15 protein-coding genes are annotated in these 15,405 nt (G+C 71.1%); 6 read left to right on the top strand and 9 right to left on the bottom strand.

The window, feature by feature from the left end:
* Positions 1–32 precede the first annotated feature (32 nt).
* From ACFHWS_RS18130 to ACFHWS_RS18145, 4 genes are all read left to right on the top strand, one after another.
* Complete coding sequence (locus ACFHWS_RS18130; RefSeq protein ID WP_416568617.1) at positions 33–263, top strand: MazG nucleotide pyrophosphohydrolase domain-containing protein; 231 nt, start codon at positions 33–35, stop codon at positions 261–263.
* A gap of 48 nt (positions 264–311) precedes the next feature.
* Positions 312–1,172 carry an ATP-grasp domain-containing protein gene (locus tag ACFHWS_RS18135; protein ID WP_416555843.1) on the top strand — a complete coding sequence of 287 codons (861 nt, stop codon included), beginning with the start codon at positions 312–314 and terminating at the stop codon, positions 1,170–1,172.
* 448 nt (positions 1,173–1,620) lie between these two features.
* Positions 1,621–2,760, top strand: a complete 1,140-nt coding sequence (locus ACFHWS_RS18140) for a serine/threonine protein kinase (protein WP_416555842.1) — start codon at positions 1,621–1,623, stop codon at positions 2,758–2,760.
* A 243-nt stretch (positions 2,761–3,003) separates the two neighbouring features.
* Positions 3,004–3,345 carry an RNA polymerase-binding protein RbpA gene (locus ACFHWS_RS18145; protein WP_123601539.1) on the top strand — a complete coding sequence of 114 codons (342 nt, stop codon included), beginning with the start codon at positions 3,004–3,006 and terminating at the stop codon, positions 3,343–3,345.
* 104 nt (positions 3,346–3,449) lie between these two features.
* On the opposite strand, the gene ACFHWS_RS18150 is transcribed toward ACFHWS_RS18145, so the two are convergent.
* The 4 genes from ACFHWS_RS18150 to ACFHWS_RS18165 form a co-directional block, all read right to left on the bottom strand.
* Entirely contained in the window at positions 3,450–3,983 is a 534-nt protein-coding gene (locus ACFHWS_RS18150; RefSeq protein WP_416568618.1) for an FxsA family protein, read from the bottom strand.
* A 56-nt stretch (positions 3,984–4,039) separates the two neighbouring features.
* A complete protein-coding gene (locus ACFHWS_RS18155) occupies positions 4,040–4,843 on the bottom strand; it encodes a polyprenol monophosphomannose synthase (protein ID WP_416568619.1) in 804 nt (267 codons plus the stop codon).
* Positions 4,840–6,447: an apolipoprotein N-acyltransferase gene (gene lnt, locus ACFHWS_RS18160; protein WP_416555875.1), complete on the bottom strand. Its 1,608-nt coding sequence runs from the start codon at positions 6,445–6,447 to the stop codon at positions 4,840–4,842. Before lnt ends, ACFHWS_RS18155 begins: the two co-directional genes overlap by 4 nt.
* Positions 6,448–7,013: 566 nt before the next feature.
* Positions 7,014–8,633 carry an amidohydrolase gene (locus ACFHWS_RS18165; protein WP_416568620.1) on the bottom strand — a complete coding sequence of 540 codons (1,620 nt, stop codon included), beginning with the start codon at positions 8,631–8,633 and terminating at the stop codon, positions 7,014–7,016.
* Positions 8,634–8,815: 182 nt separating this feature from the next.
* Between ACFHWS_RS18165 and ACFHWS_RS18170 the strand changes: the two genes are divergently transcribed.
* Positions 8,816–10,207 (top strand): KamA family radical SAM protein, encoded by a 1,392-nt coding sequence (locus ACFHWS_RS18170; RefSeq protein ID WP_416568621.1) that lies wholly within the window; start codon positions 8,816–8,818, stop codon positions 10,205–10,207.
* A 16-nt stretch (positions 10,208–10,223) separates the two neighbouring features.
* On the opposite strand, the gene ACFHWS_RS18175 is transcribed toward ACFHWS_RS18170, so the two are convergent.
* The 4 genes from ACFHWS_RS18175 to ACFHWS_RS18190 form a co-directional block, all read right to left on the bottom strand.
* Positions 10,224–10,412 (bottom strand): CsbD family protein, encoded by a 189-nt coding sequence (locus tag ACFHWS_RS18175; protein ID WP_416555837.1) that lies wholly within the window; start codon positions 10,410–10,412, stop codon positions 10,224–10,226.
* Positions 10,413–10,630: 218 nt separating this feature from the next.
* Entirely contained in the window at positions 10,631–11,074 is a 444-nt protein-coding gene (locus ACFHWS_RS18180; RefSeq protein WP_416555836.1) for an Lrp/AsnC family transcriptional regulator, read from the bottom strand.
* A gap of 16 nt (positions 11,075–11,090) precedes the next feature.
* On the bottom strand, positions 11,091–12,230 hold the full coding sequence (locus ACFHWS_RS18185; protein WP_416555835.1) for an acyl-CoA dehydrogenase family protein: 1,140 nt from the start codon (positions 12,228–12,230) through the stop codon (positions 11,091–11,093).
* Between the two features lie 82 nt (positions 12,231–12,312).
* Positions 12,313–13,452, bottom strand: a complete 1,140-nt coding sequence (locus tag ACFHWS_RS18190) for a DUF4037 domain-containing protein (protein ID WP_416555834.1) — start codon at positions 13,450–13,452, stop codon at positions 12,313–12,315.
* Between the two features lie 78 nt (positions 13,453–13,530).
* Here ACFHWS_RS18190 and ACFHWS_RS18195 point away from each other — a divergent pair, with 78 nt between their 5' ends.
* Positions 13,531–14,499: a 5'-3' exonuclease gene (locus ACFHWS_RS18195; protein WP_416555833.1), complete on the top strand. Its 969-nt coding sequence runs from the start codon at positions 13,531–13,533 to the stop codon at positions 14,497–14,499.
* Here the strand turns inward: ACFHWS_RS18195 and ACFHWS_RS18200 are convergent.
* Positions 14,478–15,377 carry an MHYT domain-containing protein gene (locus ACFHWS_RS18200; RefSeq protein WP_416568622.1) on the bottom strand — a complete coding sequence of 300 codons (900 nt, stop codon included), beginning with the start codon at positions 15,375–15,377 and terminating at the stop codon, positions 14,478–14,480. The genes ACFHWS_RS18195 and ACFHWS_RS18200 overlap by 22 nt on opposite strands.
* Positions 15,378–15,405 lie beyond the last annotated feature (28 nt).

A 15,405-nucleotide genomic window follows, 5' to 3' on the forward strand; every position in this document is an offset into this window, starting at 1 on the left:
ACACATCTTGACCGTTCCGGACACCGCGCCCGGTGATCAGAGCCTTACCCGGAAAGGCTCAATGGGTCAGAGACTGCGACAGCGACGAGTCCAGGATCGACCGGGCCGACATCACCAAGGAACTCGGCGACGTCCTGTGGTACGTGGCGACCCTCGCCGCCTACCTCGACCTCTCACTGAACGACATCGCGACCGACAACCTGGCCAAGCTGGCCAGCCGCCAAAACCGCGGCGTACTCGGCGGCAGCGGCGACAACCGCTGACCCGGCCCGTCCACCGTACGGCCCGGGCGCGAGCCGTACGATCAGCGTATGGTCACCCGGCTGGCATGGGTCTCCGCGCACGAGGCACGCGGACACGACGAGGACGAACCGCTGGCCCTGCCGGCGCTGCGGCAGGCCGGCATCGCCGTCGACGAGGTGGTGTGGACCGACCCTGCGGTGCGGTGGGCCGACTACGACCGGGCCGTCCTGCGCTCGACCTGGGACTACCCGCAACGGCTCGGACAGTTCCTCACCTGGCTGGAAACCGTCGACCAGGTGACGGATCTGCGTAATCCGCTACCGATGCTGCGGTGGAACCTGGACAAGCACTACCTCGCCGACCTCGACCGGGCCGGCGTACCCGTCACACCGACCACGTTCGTGGAGCCGGGACACCGTCCACACTTCCCCGCTGGCGACTTCGTGGTGAAACCGGCCGTCGGCGCGGGAAGCCGGCACGTCGCCTCGTACCGGCCGGCGCAGCACGACGAAGCGTACGCCCACGTGCGCCGACTACACGCCACCGGCACCAGCGTGCTGGTCCAGCCACGACTCACCTCGGTGGCCGACGACGGAGAATGGCCCCTCGTCTTCTTCACCGGCAGGTACAGCCACGCCGCGAACAAACGGGTCGTGCTGCCCCACACCGACCCGGTCGACGACCTGTTCGCACCGGAAACCAGCACGCCACATGTCGCCGACCCGGAACTGATCGCCGTAGCTTGCAAGGCCGTCGACACCGTCACCGGCTCGTTCGGCGTCCCGCTCTACGCCCGGGTCGACCTCGTCCGCGACGACCACGGCCGGCCATGCGTGCTGGAACTGGAACTGGTGGAGCCCTCCCTGTTCCTGCCCCAGACCACACCGGCCGCGCTTGAGCGTTTCGTCGACGCCCTGCAGGCCGACTGACGCCCGCGTCACCCTCCGCCGCTGCCCAGCCACACGTTGTCGCCGATCCGGACCGGCTCCGCGGACTCCCACTTGTCCCGGCGTGCACCGGCCGCGAACGGATGCGTCGGCGTCAACAACTGCACGTTGCAGCCAATCTACACATCGTCACCGACGGTGATAGCCGCCGCGTCCAACCCCACCAGACCGAAGTTGACGAAGATACCCGCCCCGACGCCGATGTGAACGCCGTAGTCGACCCGCAGCGACATCTCGACCAGCTCCGGATCGTCGGCACGGTACCGGCACCAGCGACCATCCGTCCCGCATCAATCGCCCGTCACCGCCAGAGCCCACCAGCCGACCGTACGCCACACAGCCGGAACACAAACGGCGAAGCAGCCGAAGGCACACCTGCAGCCACCACCACGGCGGTACCCGCCAGGCCGGCAACTACACTTCGGCGGCGATGGACACCCCGCCGCCGGACACCGAAACCACGACCCGGCCCTGCGCACACTGCGGCGCACCCGTACCGCAACGGGCAGCCGCCGGCCGCCCCTTCCGGTACTGCCGCGACAACGACGGAGCCTGCCAACGCGCCTCCCGCGCCAACCGGATGCGCCGCCGCGATGCCCCCGGCCTCGCCGGCCAGATCGCCCGCAGCTGGGAACTCGTCGACCGCCTCGACCAGATGGTCGGCACCCTCACCGAGACACTGCACGCCGAACTCTCCCCGGCCGGCGTCGACCGACGCGTCGCCGAAGTCCGGGCCGAAGCCGCCGCCACCCTCGCCGCCGCCCAGGCCGAACGCGACGACGCGCGGCAGACAGCCGAAGCCGCCACGACAGCCGCAACCCAGGCACAACAGACTGCCGTGCAGGCCACCGCCCGAGCGGAAACCGCCGAGACGCGCGCCGAAACGGCGACCGCCGAAGTCGCGGCGGCCCGCCAGCAGGCCGCGCAGGCACGGACGGAACAGGCCGCCGCGCAACAACGGGCCGCCGCCGCCGACGCACTGCTGCGGCAGGCCGAACACGACCGCGACACCATCCGCGAACAACTGGAACAACTGACCCGGCAACGCGACGACGACCGACGCGTCATCGACGAACTCACCCGGGAGGCAGCAGCGGCCACCGCAGCAGCAGCCGACGCCAGCGACGCCGCGCGCACCGCCGACGACCACCGCCAGCAGGCCGACATCCGCGCCGACCGGGCCGACGCGCAAGCCGAGGCCGCCCGGGCAGACGCCGCCCAGGCGCACGCAGAAACTGCCGCCGCGCGCGAGGCGCTACACCAGGCGCGCGCCGACATCGACCAGTGGCAGCGGCGGGCCGATGCGGCGCAGCACGATATCCAGACCGCCCGCGCTGACGCCGACACCGCCCGCGCGGAGACCGCCGCCGCCGTCGCCCGCGCCGACCAAGCCCGACACACTGCGACAGAACTCGCCGCCGCGCTCGACACCGCCCGGGCCGAACGTGACAACGCCCAGGCCCGGGTCACGGAACTGTCCCGCCAAGTCAGCGACCTCGCCACGGCGCTGGCAGCGCTCAGCACCGCCCGCCGGCCGGTCGACAACCACCCGGCGGCGCCCGCACAGTGACCTACATCGCATCCACATCGTCACCGATGTGCCAGACTTCGTTAACGCCATGTTTCACCCCGGCGGCGACGGCGTCCGCGCACCGGTGACACGGCAGCAGCGAGCATCGGCCGGATACGCTCACACACGTCCGGACGCGGGGCCTGCCGCTACCAGGCAGCGCCCGTCGACAGCGGGAATCGCCCGCCCCGTACACATCGTTACACCTGAAGACCAGCACCACGACCGAGGGGATAGCCGATCATGGGCGAGCGCATGCTGCGCGGAAGCCGTCTGGGAGCAGTCAGCTACGAGTCCGACCGCAACACGGAACTCGCGCCGCGCCAGACCCGCGAGTACCTCTGCGCCAAAGGCCACCAGTTCGAGGTCCCATTCGCCGTCGACGCGGAGGTGCCGGTGACCTGGGAATGCAAGTTCGACGGCAGCGTCGCCCGGCTGGTCGACGGCAGCGAACCGGAGCAGAAGAAGGCCAAGCCGCCACGCACCCACTGGGACATGCTCCTGGAACGGCGGTCGATCGCCGAACTGGAGGACATCCTGGCCGAACGTCTGCAGGAGGTCCGTAACCGGCGCGGCGGCGTCTGACCACCCCGGCCCCGCCCGACCGGTCGGCTGACCAGACACCAACGCCCCTGACGCCGGATACGGCGTCAGGGGCGTTGTCGCGCTCCCGCACCCGGCGTGCCCACTCACCGCGGCGGATCGACAATCTCCCCTTCGATCGTCGGACCGGCCGCGGCACCCTGCTGCGCGGAACCGTCCGCAGACCCCGTCGGTGGCCGGTCCGACGCCGGCGGCGGCGGATACACCCGCACCCGGCGCGGCCCGAACATCTCCCCGGCCGCCGCCGACGACATCCGCCGCTCCGCAGCGACCTGAACCCGCCGCCGCACCACCCGCCGCACCTGCGGCACCGCCAACACACCACCGAACACGCCACTGACCAGCCCCGGCGTCGCCAACAACACACCGGCGACCAACCCGAGCAGACCGTCACTGACCTGCTCGCCGGGCGGGCGACCGGACTGCGCCGCCGCCCGGAAACTCCGCCAGGCACGCATCCCTTCCCGACGCAGCAGCGCCATACCCGCCAGGGAAGCGGCCAGCGCCAAGAGCAACGTCCACCCGTAGCCGATCTGATGGGCGATCAGCAGGAAAACGGCGACCTCCAGAACCAGACCAGCCGCCAAGGCCAACGGGATCAACCGCACTCCCCGGCGCATGTCACCTCCTGCGAACGTGGCGTCACGTCACCTGTCCAGGATGACACGCGCCGTCGTCACGGCCAGCGCGCCGAAGCCGTGTCGCGAGGCCGGCCGGTCAACCCGTCCCGGCGGGCCCGAACCCCCCAGACGGTCACCCGCCACAACGCCTCCCGCACGATCGACGCGCTCATCTTGCTCGCGCCCTGCTCGCGCTCCGTGAACGTGATCGGCACCTCGACGATGCGGAACCCCTCGCGGTGTGCCCGCCAGGTCAGCTCCACCTGGAACGAATAACCCTGCGACGACACACTCGCGTAGTCGACCTTGTCGAGCACCGCGATCCGGTACACCCGGTAACCACCGGTCGCGTCCCGCACCGGCATACCCAGCGCCAACCGCGTGTACAGGTTCGCCCCCTGCGACAGCACCCACCGGTGCCGGGGCCAGTTCACCACCTCACCGCCCGGCACCCACCGGGAACCGATCACCACGTCGGCGTCCCGTGCCGCGTCCAGCAGCTGCGGCAACTGCTCCGGAGCATGCGACCCGTCAGCGTCCATCTCGACCACCGCGTCGTAACCACGCTCCCGCGCCCAGCCGAACCCGGCGACGTAGGCCGCGCCGAGACCCTGCTTACCCGGCCGGTGCAGCACATGCACCCGGCCGTCGGCCGCAGCCAGCTCATCGGCGACCGCCCCGGTACCGTCCGGCGAGTTGTCGTCGGCGATCAGCACATCGACCTGGGGCACGGCGTCGCGGATCCGGGCGGTGATCAGACGTACGTTCTCCGCCTCGTTGTAGGTGGGAACGACCACCAGCACCCGACCGACACCCGGGTAGCCCTCCGGGCCACCGCCCGCCGACACCGCCTCGCTCACCGTACCTCCGTATCCGAACTGACCACCCGCCGCCGCAGCCACACCGCGGCGACGAGCACCACGCCGGCGAACACCACCAGCACCGCTTCGGGCCAGAACCCCATCCGAGTCGCAAGAGTACGCGTCGCCCCGAGCTCGAGCTCACTCACCACGGCGGCCGCCGTGTTGAACCGGGTCGGCTGCGACACCCGCCCATTCTGATCGACGAACGCTGATATGCCAACGGTCGACGCCATCAATCCGGCCCGACCATGCTCCACCGCCCGCAGCCGCACCATCGCCAACTGCTGCGCCGCCTCGGCCTCATTGAACGTCGCGTTGTTCGTCTGCACCGCCAACAGCTGCGCACCACCGGTCACCGTGTCGCGAACCAACCCGTCGTAGGCCACCTCGAAACAGATGACGCCGCTGACCGCCACCGGACCGACCCGCAGCACACCCGGCTGCGAACCGGCCACGAAATCGGCCCGGACCAGATCCACCTGATCGGTGACCATCCGCGCCAACCGCCGAAACGGAACATACTCCGCGAACGGCACCGGATGCCGCTTCACGTACACCTGCTCGACGGCGCCACCGGAACCCGGCTCCCACACCAGACTCACGTTGCGCACCTCCCCGGCACCAGGCCCGTACGCCAACGCCCCCACCAGGATCGGCACCCCGACAGCCGCCGCAGCCTCATCGATACTCGCCGCCGCCCGCGCGTCACGCATCGGATCCACGTCGCTGGCGTTCTCCGGCCACACCACCAGATCCGGCGCCGGCACCTCACCAGCCGCCACCCGCCGCGCCAACCCGACCGTGCCCTGCACATGGTTGTCCAACACGGCCCGTCGCTGAGCGTTGAAATCCAACCCCATCCGCGGCACGTTGCCCTGCACGACCGCCACCACCACCGAACCCGACGACCCGCCCCCCACCGGCACCAACCCACCCACCAGCAGCACCAGCACCGCCACCCCGGAACCCCCGGCCACCAGCGCCAAACCCCGCCACGAACGCCACGAACGCCACACCCCCGCCGCTACCGCCCCACCGGCCACCGCCACCACGAACGTCACCAACGGCCCCCCACCCACCGCCGCCCACGACAACACCGGCGAATCACCCTGGCTGAACGCCAACCGCCCCCACGGGAACCCACCGAACGGCGTCCGACCCCGCAACGCCTCCTGCCCCACCCACAACAACCCGGTCACCACCGGCCACAGCACGCCCCGGCGACGATCCACCACCGGAGACACGAACGCCGCCGACGCACCCAGCAACGCCAGGTAACCGGCCTGCAAGCCCGACAACAACACCCACGGCAAACTGCCCGTGTGCAGATTCGTCCAACTCAGCAACGGGGCGAAGAACACCAGCCCGGCCACGAACCCCAGACCCGCACCCGCCCGCAACCGACGCCGATGCACCGCCACCGACAACGCCGCCACCCCCACCGGGGCCGCCAACCACCAGCCGTACGGCGGAAAAGCCACCAACAGCGCCACACCCGACAGCACCGCCAGACCGATCGCCCACGGCAACCCCAACGGGCCGTCCACCGCCGCGAGCGCCACCGGCCGCGACCGCTCCGGCACCACCGCCGCATCCACCATCGCCACGTCGAGCCCCACCCGCCAGGCCACCACCCGCGGCAGCCACCGAACCGTCCGACGAAGGCTACCGGCAATCCCGCCCATCCGACGACGACAGCGACGGTCGGCGACGCACCGGCCGACAAACGAGAAATCGGGGCGCGGCCGATCGGCCGCGCCCCGCGCTCCCAGGCCCCTCCCCCGCCGATGCGGCAGGACGACCGTACGGTGACCTTCGGACCGGCCAACCGGGAACTGGCTGCCCCCGACGGACCGTTGTCTACTGGCCCCGCACGACCACCTGCCCGTACACCGGAAAGTCGCGGCCGGTTCGCGCCGCCTCGCCGACCCTCGCCCACTGGACCTGGCCGATGCGGACACCACCCGTGGCAATCCACGAGCGGCACAACCACACTGCGACAACAGTCGCTCGGCCAGCGGACGAAGAAACGAAGCGAACAACAGCCGCTTCCCGTGGTAGGACTCAAAGACGGTACGCGGGCCACCCCCGGTGCTGTCAACCCGGCCCAGGGACATCGACCACCGCCACCGGCGTGTCACCACCGGCGTGTCACCGGCCGCCCCGCTCACCCCACACCGGCCGCCCGATCCGCCGCCACGAAGATCTCCCGACCCCGCAGCACCGTCCGCAGACACCGCGGCAGCGGCGTCGGATCCGCCGGCCCGCGCAGCGCCGGATCCTCCGCCACCAGGACCGGCAGGCCGTCCGCCGACACACCCGCCGGCGTCTGCCACACCGCGAACGTCGCCGCCGCGCCCAGCGCCAACGCCCCCTCCTGCGCGGTCTGCACCACTCCCGGTGGCAACGCCCGCCAACCGCCCCTGGTGTGCGCGGCGAACGCCGACCGAACCGCCAACCGCGACGCCGGATTGAAATGCGAAACCGCGGCCCGCACAGCACCCCACGGATCCAGCGGCGTCACCGGCGAGTCCGAACCGAACGCCAACGTGACGCCCACCCCGTGCAACGCACCGAACGGATTCGACGCCAACGCCCGGTCCACGCCCAGCCGGGCCGCGTACATCTGACCCTCGCCACCCCACAACCGGTCGAACGCCGGCTGCACACTGGCCACCACCCCGAACTCGACGAACGCCCCGATCACCCGTTTGTCGACCAACTCGACGTGCTCCACCCGGTGCCGGCCGGCCCGCAGCCGGTCCACCCCGACCTCGCCGGCCGCCACCGCGAAGCCGTCCACGACCGCCGCCACCGCCGCGTCACCGATCGCATGGAACCCGCCCTGCACCCCCGACCGGACACAGTCCACCAGATGCGCCGCGACCTGACCGGCGTCCAGGAAACAACTGCCACGGCCGCCGCCGTCGACGTACGGCTGCGACAGGTACGCCGTCCGCGACCCCAACGCGCCGTCCGCGTACAGGTCACCACCGGCGGCCACCGCACCCAGCTCCCGTGCCCGGGCCGCGCCCAGAAACTCCCCCCAGTACCCGTACACCTCCGGCAGGCCGTCGCCCGACATCGCCAACACACCGACGAAGTCGGACTCCGACGACGTCTGCGGACCGCCGCACTCGTGCACCGCCGCGATACCCGCGCCGGCCGCCGCAGCCAACGCGGCCCGCTGCGCCGCCGCACGCTGCGCCGGCGTCAACGACCCGAACGCCAGCGCCCGCACCGCGTGATGGTCGTCCTCACGCACCCAACCCGGCGGATCGGAGCGCTCCGCCAGACCCGGCACCGCCGCCAGCATCTCCGACGACACCAGCGCCGAATGGATCGACGCCTGAGACAGGTACACCCGCCGTCGGCCCGACGCCGCCGACAACTGCCGCGCGTCCGGCGGCACCGGCCGCTGCCACGTCGACTCGTCCCACCCGTGCCCCAGCACCACCGCGTCCGGCGGCAGCCCCGCCGCGAAGCCGGCCACCCGGTCGACCAGCTCGGCCGGCGAACGCACCGACGACAGATCCAGGCCGGACAGCACCAGACCGGTGTCGGTCGCGTGCACGTGCGCGTCGACGAAGGCCGGGGTCACCAGCGCGCCGGCCAGGTCGACCACGACATCCGCCCGTGGCGCGTCCGCGTCCGTACCCAACCAGCCGATCCGGCCGCCACGCACCAGCAACGCCGTCGCTCCCGGCACCGCCGGGCAGTACAACCTGCCGTTCCGGTACAGCACCACGGGCAGCCCGGCCTCCGAACCCACCGTACGAGTCGTCATCAGCTCAGTCTGCTCCCCACCTGCGCAGGAGACGGCACCTGGCCACCAGAGCCACCGATTGACAACCGAATCACCACCTGGCACCTAGCAAGACCGGAAGACTTACGGCAGACTAGTCAACACACAGGAAATTATCCAGGAGTGCGGTACGCCCCACCGGACGCACCGAGCCAGGAGGACCGATGCCGCAACCCATCTCGGCAGACAGCCCCGGAACCACCCCGACGCTGCCCCAGCCGTACGATTACCAGCGCCGCGAACTCGTCGAACCCGACTGGACCCGACTACCCGGCTGGCGCGACGTCACCCCCGACCAGTGGCAGTCCGCCCAGTGGCAACGGGCCCACTGCGTCAAGACCGTCGCCCAACTGCACGCCGTCCTCGGCGACCTCGTCGACGACGGCTTCTACGCCGAACTCGGCGCCGATCAGAGCCGACACGCCACCATGTCCATGCTGGTCACCCCGCAAATGATCAACACGATGGTGCCGGGCGGCGCACCCGACGGCGACTCCCTGCGGGCCGACCCCATCCGGCGCTACATGCTCCCGCTGGCCAGCGACCGCCGGACCGACTGGCCGTCCCACCCGTACGCCAGCCGCGACTCCCTGCACGAACACGACATGTGGGTGGCGGAAGGACTGACCCACCGCTACCCGACCAAGGTCCTCGCCGAACTTCTCGCCACCTGCCCGCAGTACTGCGGGCACTGCACCCGGATGGACCTGGTCGGCAACTCCACCCCGACCATCGACAAACTCCGCCTGACCCTCAAGCCCACCAACCGCTACCAGACACACCTCGACTACCTGCGTGGACACCCCGGAGTTCGCGACGTCGTCGTCTCCGGCGGCGACGTGGCGAACCTCCCCTGGCGGCATCTCGAAAGCTACCTGCAGAGCCTGCTGGAGATCGACAGCATCCGGGACATCCGGCTCGCCACCAAAGCGCTCATGGGCCTACCCCAGCACTGGCTGCAGCCCGATGTCGTGGCCGGCCTGGAGCGCGTCGCCCGCACTGCCGCCAGCCGCGGCGTCAACCTCGCCATCCACACCCACGTCAACCACGTGCAGTCACTCACCCCGCTGGTCGCCCGGGCCGCCCAGACCGCGCTCGACGTTGGCATCCGCGACGTCCGCAACCAGGGGGTGCTGATGCGCGGGGTCAACGCCGACCTGCACAGCCTGCTCGACCTGTGCTTCGCGCTCCAGGGCGAAGCCGGGATCCTCCCGTACTACTTCTATCTCTGCGACATGATCCCCAACGCCGAGCACTGGCGGGTCCCGGTCTGGACCGCGCAGCAGCTGCAGCACGACCTGATGGGTTATCTACCGGGCTACGCCACCCCACGGATCGTGTGCGATGTGCCGCTGGTCGGCAAACGTTGGGTGCACATGCTCACCGAGTACGACCGCGAGCACGGCATCTCCTACTGGACCAAGAACTACCGCACCTCACTCGACGGCACCGACGACGACCTGCGACGGCGGTACCCGTACTACGACCCGATCGACACGCTGCCGGAATCCGGACAGCGGTGGTGGTCCCGGCAACGGACGACCACCACCGGCTGATCCGGCCCGCTGGTCGTCAGCCGCTGAACGCGTCCCGTACGTTGCGGCCGGCGTCCTTCGCGTGCTCCCCCGCGTCCTTGGTCCGGGCCTTGCTCGCCTCGGCGGCGCCCTCGGCCCGCATCTGCTCGTTGTCGGTCGCCGCGCCGTAGCGCTCCTTCGCCTGGCCCTTGAGCTCCTCGGCCTTGCTGCGTGCCTTGTCGGTCATGCCCATGGTCGATCACTCCTATCGCGGTACTGACCGGACGGTTTCCGTCCGTGCTTCCTGCATGCCCGGTGTCGTGGGCTTCAAACGGTACGGCGGTCAGCGTGATTGCTGGGTCGTTGAGGTACGGGATGGCGTCAGACTCAACGCCTAACGCATCCTAGGACAATAGGAAGAGAGACTTCCCGGCAGCCGAGCCGAGAGGACGCCAGGCGGCAGACTCAGACGAGTTTCGGCGGACGCGACTCATACGGGGTGGACAGCACCACCGTCGTCCGGGTGGTGACGTTCGCCGCCGTCCGGATTTCCTGCAACAGCCGTTCCAGATCCGCCGGGCTCGCCACCCGGACCAGCAACAGGTAGAAGTCCTCCCCCGCCACCGAATAGCAGGAGTCGATCTCCGGCAGATGCGACAGCCGTTCCGGGGCGTCGTCCGGCTGGGACGGGTCAAACGGCCGGATCGCGACGAACGCGCTCAACGGCAGCCCCACCGCCTCGTACGACACCCGGGCGGTGTAGCCGTTGACCACCCCACGCTGCTCCAGCCGGCGCACCCGCTGATGAACCGCCGACACCGACAGGCCCACCCGCTCGGCCAGCTCGGTGTACGACACCCGGCCGTCGGTGGTCAGCGCGGCGACGATAGCGCGATCGGTCTCTTCCACGGCGAGAAACCTACCGTCACCGGGCCAGTGCTCGGGAGATCACCACCCGCTGGATCTGGTTCGTCCCCTCCACGATCTGCAGCACCTTCGCCTCCCGCAGGTACCGCTCCACCGGATGGTCGGCCACGTAGCCGTACCCACCGAGCACCTGAACCGCGTCGACGGTGACCTTCATCGCGACGTCGGTGGCGAACAGTTTCGCCTTGGCCGCCTCGACGGCGTACGCCCGACCGGCGTCGCGCAACCTGGCCGCGGCCAGGGTCACCGCCCGAGCGGCCGACACCTGGGTGGCCATGTCCGCCAACAGGAACCCCAGCCCCTGCAGGTCGATGATCGGCCGGCCGAACTGCTCCCGCTGCCGGGCGTAACCGACCGCGTGGTCGAGCGCGGCCTGGGCCAGCCCGACCGCACAGGCGGCGATCCCCAGCCGGCCGGCGGCCAGCGCGGACATCGCCACACCGAAGCCGGAGCCCGCGGCACCGACCAGGTGGTCCGCCGGCACCCGGGCCTGGTCGAACACCAGCTGGGCGACCGGGGAGGAGCGCAGGCCCATGGTGCGCTCCGCCGGCTGCGGCAGCACGCCGGCGGTGCCGGCCGGGACGAACAGACACGAGACGCCCCGCGTTCCCGGTCCGCCGGTGCGGCAGAAGACGTTGTAGAAGTCGGCCACCGCCGCATGGGTGATCCACGCCTTCGTCCCGGTCACCACGTAGTCGTCGCCGTCACGAACCGCCCGGGTGGTCAGCGCCGCCGCGTCCGACCCGCCCTGCGGCTCGCTGAGGCAGTACGCACCCAGCAGCTCACCGCCGAGCATCTCCGGCAGCAGCTTCCGTTGCCGGTCGGTGCCGTACTCGGCCACCGGATAACACGACAACGTATGCACGCTGACCGCCTCGGCGACCGCCAACCAACGGCTGGCCAGCACCTCCAGCACCTGCAGATACACCTCGTAGGGCTGGCCCGCGCCGCCGTCGGACTCGGCGAACGGCAGGCCGAGCAGACCCGCCCGGCCGAGGGTGCGGACCACCTCCCGGGGGAACTCGGCCCGTACCTCGAATTCGGCGGCCCGGCCGGCCAGCTCCCGGTCGGCGAGCTCGGTGGCCAACTCGATCAGGTCGTATGCCTCGGGCGTGGGCAGGACTCGTTCGACGGTCATGGTGAGTGCGCTCCAGAGTGGTGAGCGGGCCGGCGCCGGCCCGCGGTGGCAGGCTGACGGTGCTGATCGACACCCAGCAAGCTTAACGTTCGTTTGGCTGCGTCCTGTTGTGGACCAGCCCCAGGACACAACCCACCACCGAGCGGGTCCGCGCGACATCGGTGAGCAGCGCGGTGTGGTCAATGACCTGATCCACCGCCCCCAGCACCGACAACGCCCGCAGCTCGCGGTCACCGATCGCCGACCACAGGGCCCGGGCGAACCTGGCCGCGTCGAGCACCAGGAACGGCCGGTCCCGGAACGGCCGTACCGTCGGCTCCACCGGCGCAGCCAGCGCGAGCTGGTTGGTCCGCACCGCCAGCAGCTCGTACGCCTGGCACAACCGTCGCTGCCGCACACTCCACCCGGTCGCCGACAACGCCGCGGCCAACGTCGCACACAGCCCGTCGTCGTCCGGCAGCCGGGCGAACGCGCTGCCCAGCCACTTGTGGTACGGCGGGTAGCAGCGGCCGACCAGCAACGCCAGCCGCATCAGGTCCCGCACGATCCGGGCGGTCATCACCGCGCCGCCGATCTCGTCGCCGACTTCCCCGCACCGGCCGACGAACGGCTCCTCGCTGGCCACCCGGGCCCAGGCGGCGGCCAGCACGTACCGCCAGATGTCCGGTGGGTACCAGGCGAGAACCGCACGGCGACCGGTAAGCCCACCGACCGGCCCGGCCGACCGGGTCACCACGTCCGGCAGGGCGTCGTGGAACACGTCCCCGGCGGTGAACTCGGCGAGCCGTTGGGTCGGGGTGGCGAGCCAGTCCAGCCGGCCCGGCCCGTCGGCCGGATCGAAGCCCAGCACCCGCTGGCACCAGGCAGACACGTCCGTCACCGTCACCCCGTGCCGGGCACCGTCGAGCGCCGGCACCCCCAAGGTGCGGTCGGCGTCCGGCGCGAACCTGGTCGGGAAGCCCAGAAAGGTCGCCGGCAGGTCCTCGGTGACGGCGGCGCACACCTGGTCGGCCAGGCCGGCGTCGGCGCAGTCGAGGAACACCTGCACCCGCGGGCCCCAGTCATGGTCGCGGGAGCGTTCCGTGTCGAACCCGAACAGCTCCGAACCGGTGTCCATCCGGGCCGCGGCGTAGCGCAGCCGGGGGAACCGAGCGGCGATCGCCGGCGCCACCACCGCGTGGTGAAACCGGCGGCTCAGCTCCAGGCCGGGCAGGAAGCTCATGTCGGCAGCCTGCCGCACCGGCCCGACGGCCGTGCCGGACAACCAGCGGTGTCACCGGGCTGTGCGAGGCTGTAGCGCGTGAACCGATCCGACTCTCTGCTGGCCGTCGACGCTCCGAGCCTGTACTTCCGGGCGTACTTCGGGGTGCCCGAGTCCGCCGCCCGCACCGCCGACGGCGAACCGGTCAACGCCGTACGCGGCTTCCTCGACATGCTGGCCGCGCTGATCACCCGGCGGCGGCCGGCGCGGCTGATCTGCGCCCTCGACCACGACTGGCGGCCCGCGTGGCGGGTGCGGTTGCTGCCGTCGTACAAGGCACACCGGGTCGCGCCCACCGGCGGGGAGATCGTCCCGGACACCCTGGTGCCGCAGCTGCCGGTACTGCGGGACGTGCTGTCCGCACTGGGGGTGCCGGCGGTCGGCGTGGCCGGCTATGAGGCCGACGACGTGCTCGGTACGCTCGCCACCCGCCAGGCCGGCCCGGTCGAGGTGGTCTCCGGCGACCGGGACCTGTTTCAGCTGGTCGACGACGACCACCCGGTCCGGCTGCTCTACGTCGGTCGGGGGGTGGCCAAGCTGGAGGACTGCGACGGCGCGGCCGTCGAGCAGCGCTTCGGCGTACCGCCCGCCGGGTACGCCGACTTCGCCGCACTGCGTGGCGACCCGAGCGACGGCCTGCCGGGAGTGCCGGGCGTCGGCGCCAAGACCGCCGCGCGGCTGCTGCAGCGGTACGGCGATCTTGCCGGGCTGGTCGCGGCACTGGACGACCAACGGTCCGGGTTCGCTCCCGGTCTGCGGGCCCGACTGGCGGCCGCCCGCGACTACCTGGCGGTCGCGCCGACCGTGGTACGGGTGGCCAGGGATCTCGATCTGGCGGTCGAACCGGTGCGGCTGCCCGCCGCACCGGCCGACCCCGACCGGTTGATGGAGCTGGCGGACCGGTGGAACCTCGCGGGTTCCTGCCGGCGGCTGGTCGACGCGATGGCACAGGGCGCCGGCGGGTCCGGCGGTGCGGACGCTAGCGGTCAGGCGTTGAACCCGTTGTAACCGCCTGACCGGCTCGACGCGTTCTGCTCACCGCTGGTGTTCGAGCCGCTGCGTAACGGGGTGAACCCATTCGGCCGGGCCGGGGTCGGTGGCTGTGGGGTACTACGCCGCTCGGCAATCCGCGCGTCGAGGTACGCCGCCGCCGCCCGGTCCTCCTCGGTCGGGGCGGACAGGACCGCGTACACCAGGCCGATCACCACGAGCAGCACCGCCACGCCGATCGGTACCAGCAGGGTTGCCGCAGTCGCCCCGTTGAGCACGCCGGTCGGCTCGTGCAGGTGCACCGACATCGCCGTCATGCCGGTGAAATGCATGCCGTTGACCGCGACACCCATCAGCAGCGCGGACCCGGTCATCGCCAGCGGCCGGCGGACCGTGACCGCCAGCCACAGCGCCACCGTTGCCGCGATCACCGCGATCACCACGGAGAGCGTCACTCGGCCCCGCGCGTAGTCGATGTCGCCGTTGAGCCGCATTGCGGCCATTCCGGTGTAGTGCATCGCGGCCACGCCCAGGCCGGTGATGACCCCGCCGAGCAGGATCTTCACCAGCGACGGCCGGCCGAAGCCGACCAGGAACAGCCCGAACGCGACTGCGGCGATCGCGATCACCGCGCTGGCGATGGTGATCGCGATGTCGTAGCGGATCTGGGTGCCGGCCACGCTGAAGCCGAGCATCGCCATGAAGTGCATGGTCCAGATGGCGGTGCCACCGATCGCGAACGCCGACAGCGAGAGCCACCAGGCCCGCCGGCCCGGGGTGTCCGACTCCCGGACCCGCACGGCGCAGATCAGTCCGAGAAACGAACCGAGCACCGACAACGCGTAACTCAGCGTTGGCGTAATGAAGCCATATTCAAAATGGTTGATATCTGCCATGTCCACCCCTTCGGCCCGAACCACAGGC

This window comes from Micromonospora sp. LOL_013 (genome assembly GCF_048060315.1).
Lineage (GTDB): Bacteria > Actinomycetota > Actinomycetes > Mycobacteriales > Micromonosporaceae > Micromonospora_E.

Coding starts and splice junctions, on each gene's coding strand:
- ACFHWS_RS18135 (WP_416555843.1), top strand. CDS start 312: ATGGTCACCCGGCTGGCATGGGTCTCCGCGCACGAGGCACGCGGACAC.
- ACFHWS_RS18175 (WP_416555837.1), bottom strand. CDS start 10,412: ATGACCGACAAGGCACGCAGCAAGGCCGAGGAGCTCAAGGGCCAGGCG.
- ACFHWS_RS18170 (WP_416568621.1), top strand. CDS start 8,816: ATGCCGCAACCCATCTCGGCAGACAGCCCCGGAACCACCCCGACGCTG.
- lnt (WP_416555875.1), bottom strand. CDS start 6,447: ATGGTGGATGCGGCGGTGGTGCCGGAGCGGTCGCGGCCGGTGGCGCTC.
- ACFHWS_RS18140 (WP_416555842.1), top strand. CDS start 1,621: ATGGACACCCCGCCGCCGGACACCGAAACCACGACCCGGCCCTGCGCA.
- ACFHWS_RS18165 (WP_416568620.1), bottom strand. CDS start 8,633: ATGACGACTCGTACGGTGGGTTCGGAGGCCGGGCTGCCCGTGGTGCTG.
- ACFHWS_RS18200 (WP_416568622.1), bottom strand. CDS start 15,377: ATGGCAGATATCAACCATTTTGAATATGGCTTCATTACGCCAACGCTG.
- ACFHWS_RS18150 (WP_416568618.1), bottom strand. CDS start 3,983: ATGCGCCGGGGAGTGCGGTTGATCCCGTTGGCCTTGGCGGCTGGTCTG.
- ACFHWS_RS18185 (WP_416555835.1), bottom strand. CDS start 12,230: ATGACCGTCGAACGAGTCCTGCCCACGCCCGAGGCATACGACCTGATC.
- ACFHWS_RS18145 (WP_123601539.1), top strand. CDS start 3,004: ATGGGCGAGCGCATGCTGCGCGGAAGCCGTCTGGGAGCAGTCAGCTAC.
- ACFHWS_RS18190 (WP_416555834.1), bottom strand. CDS start 13,452: ATGAGCTTCCTGCCCGGCCTGGAGCTGAGCCGCCGGTTTCACCACGCG.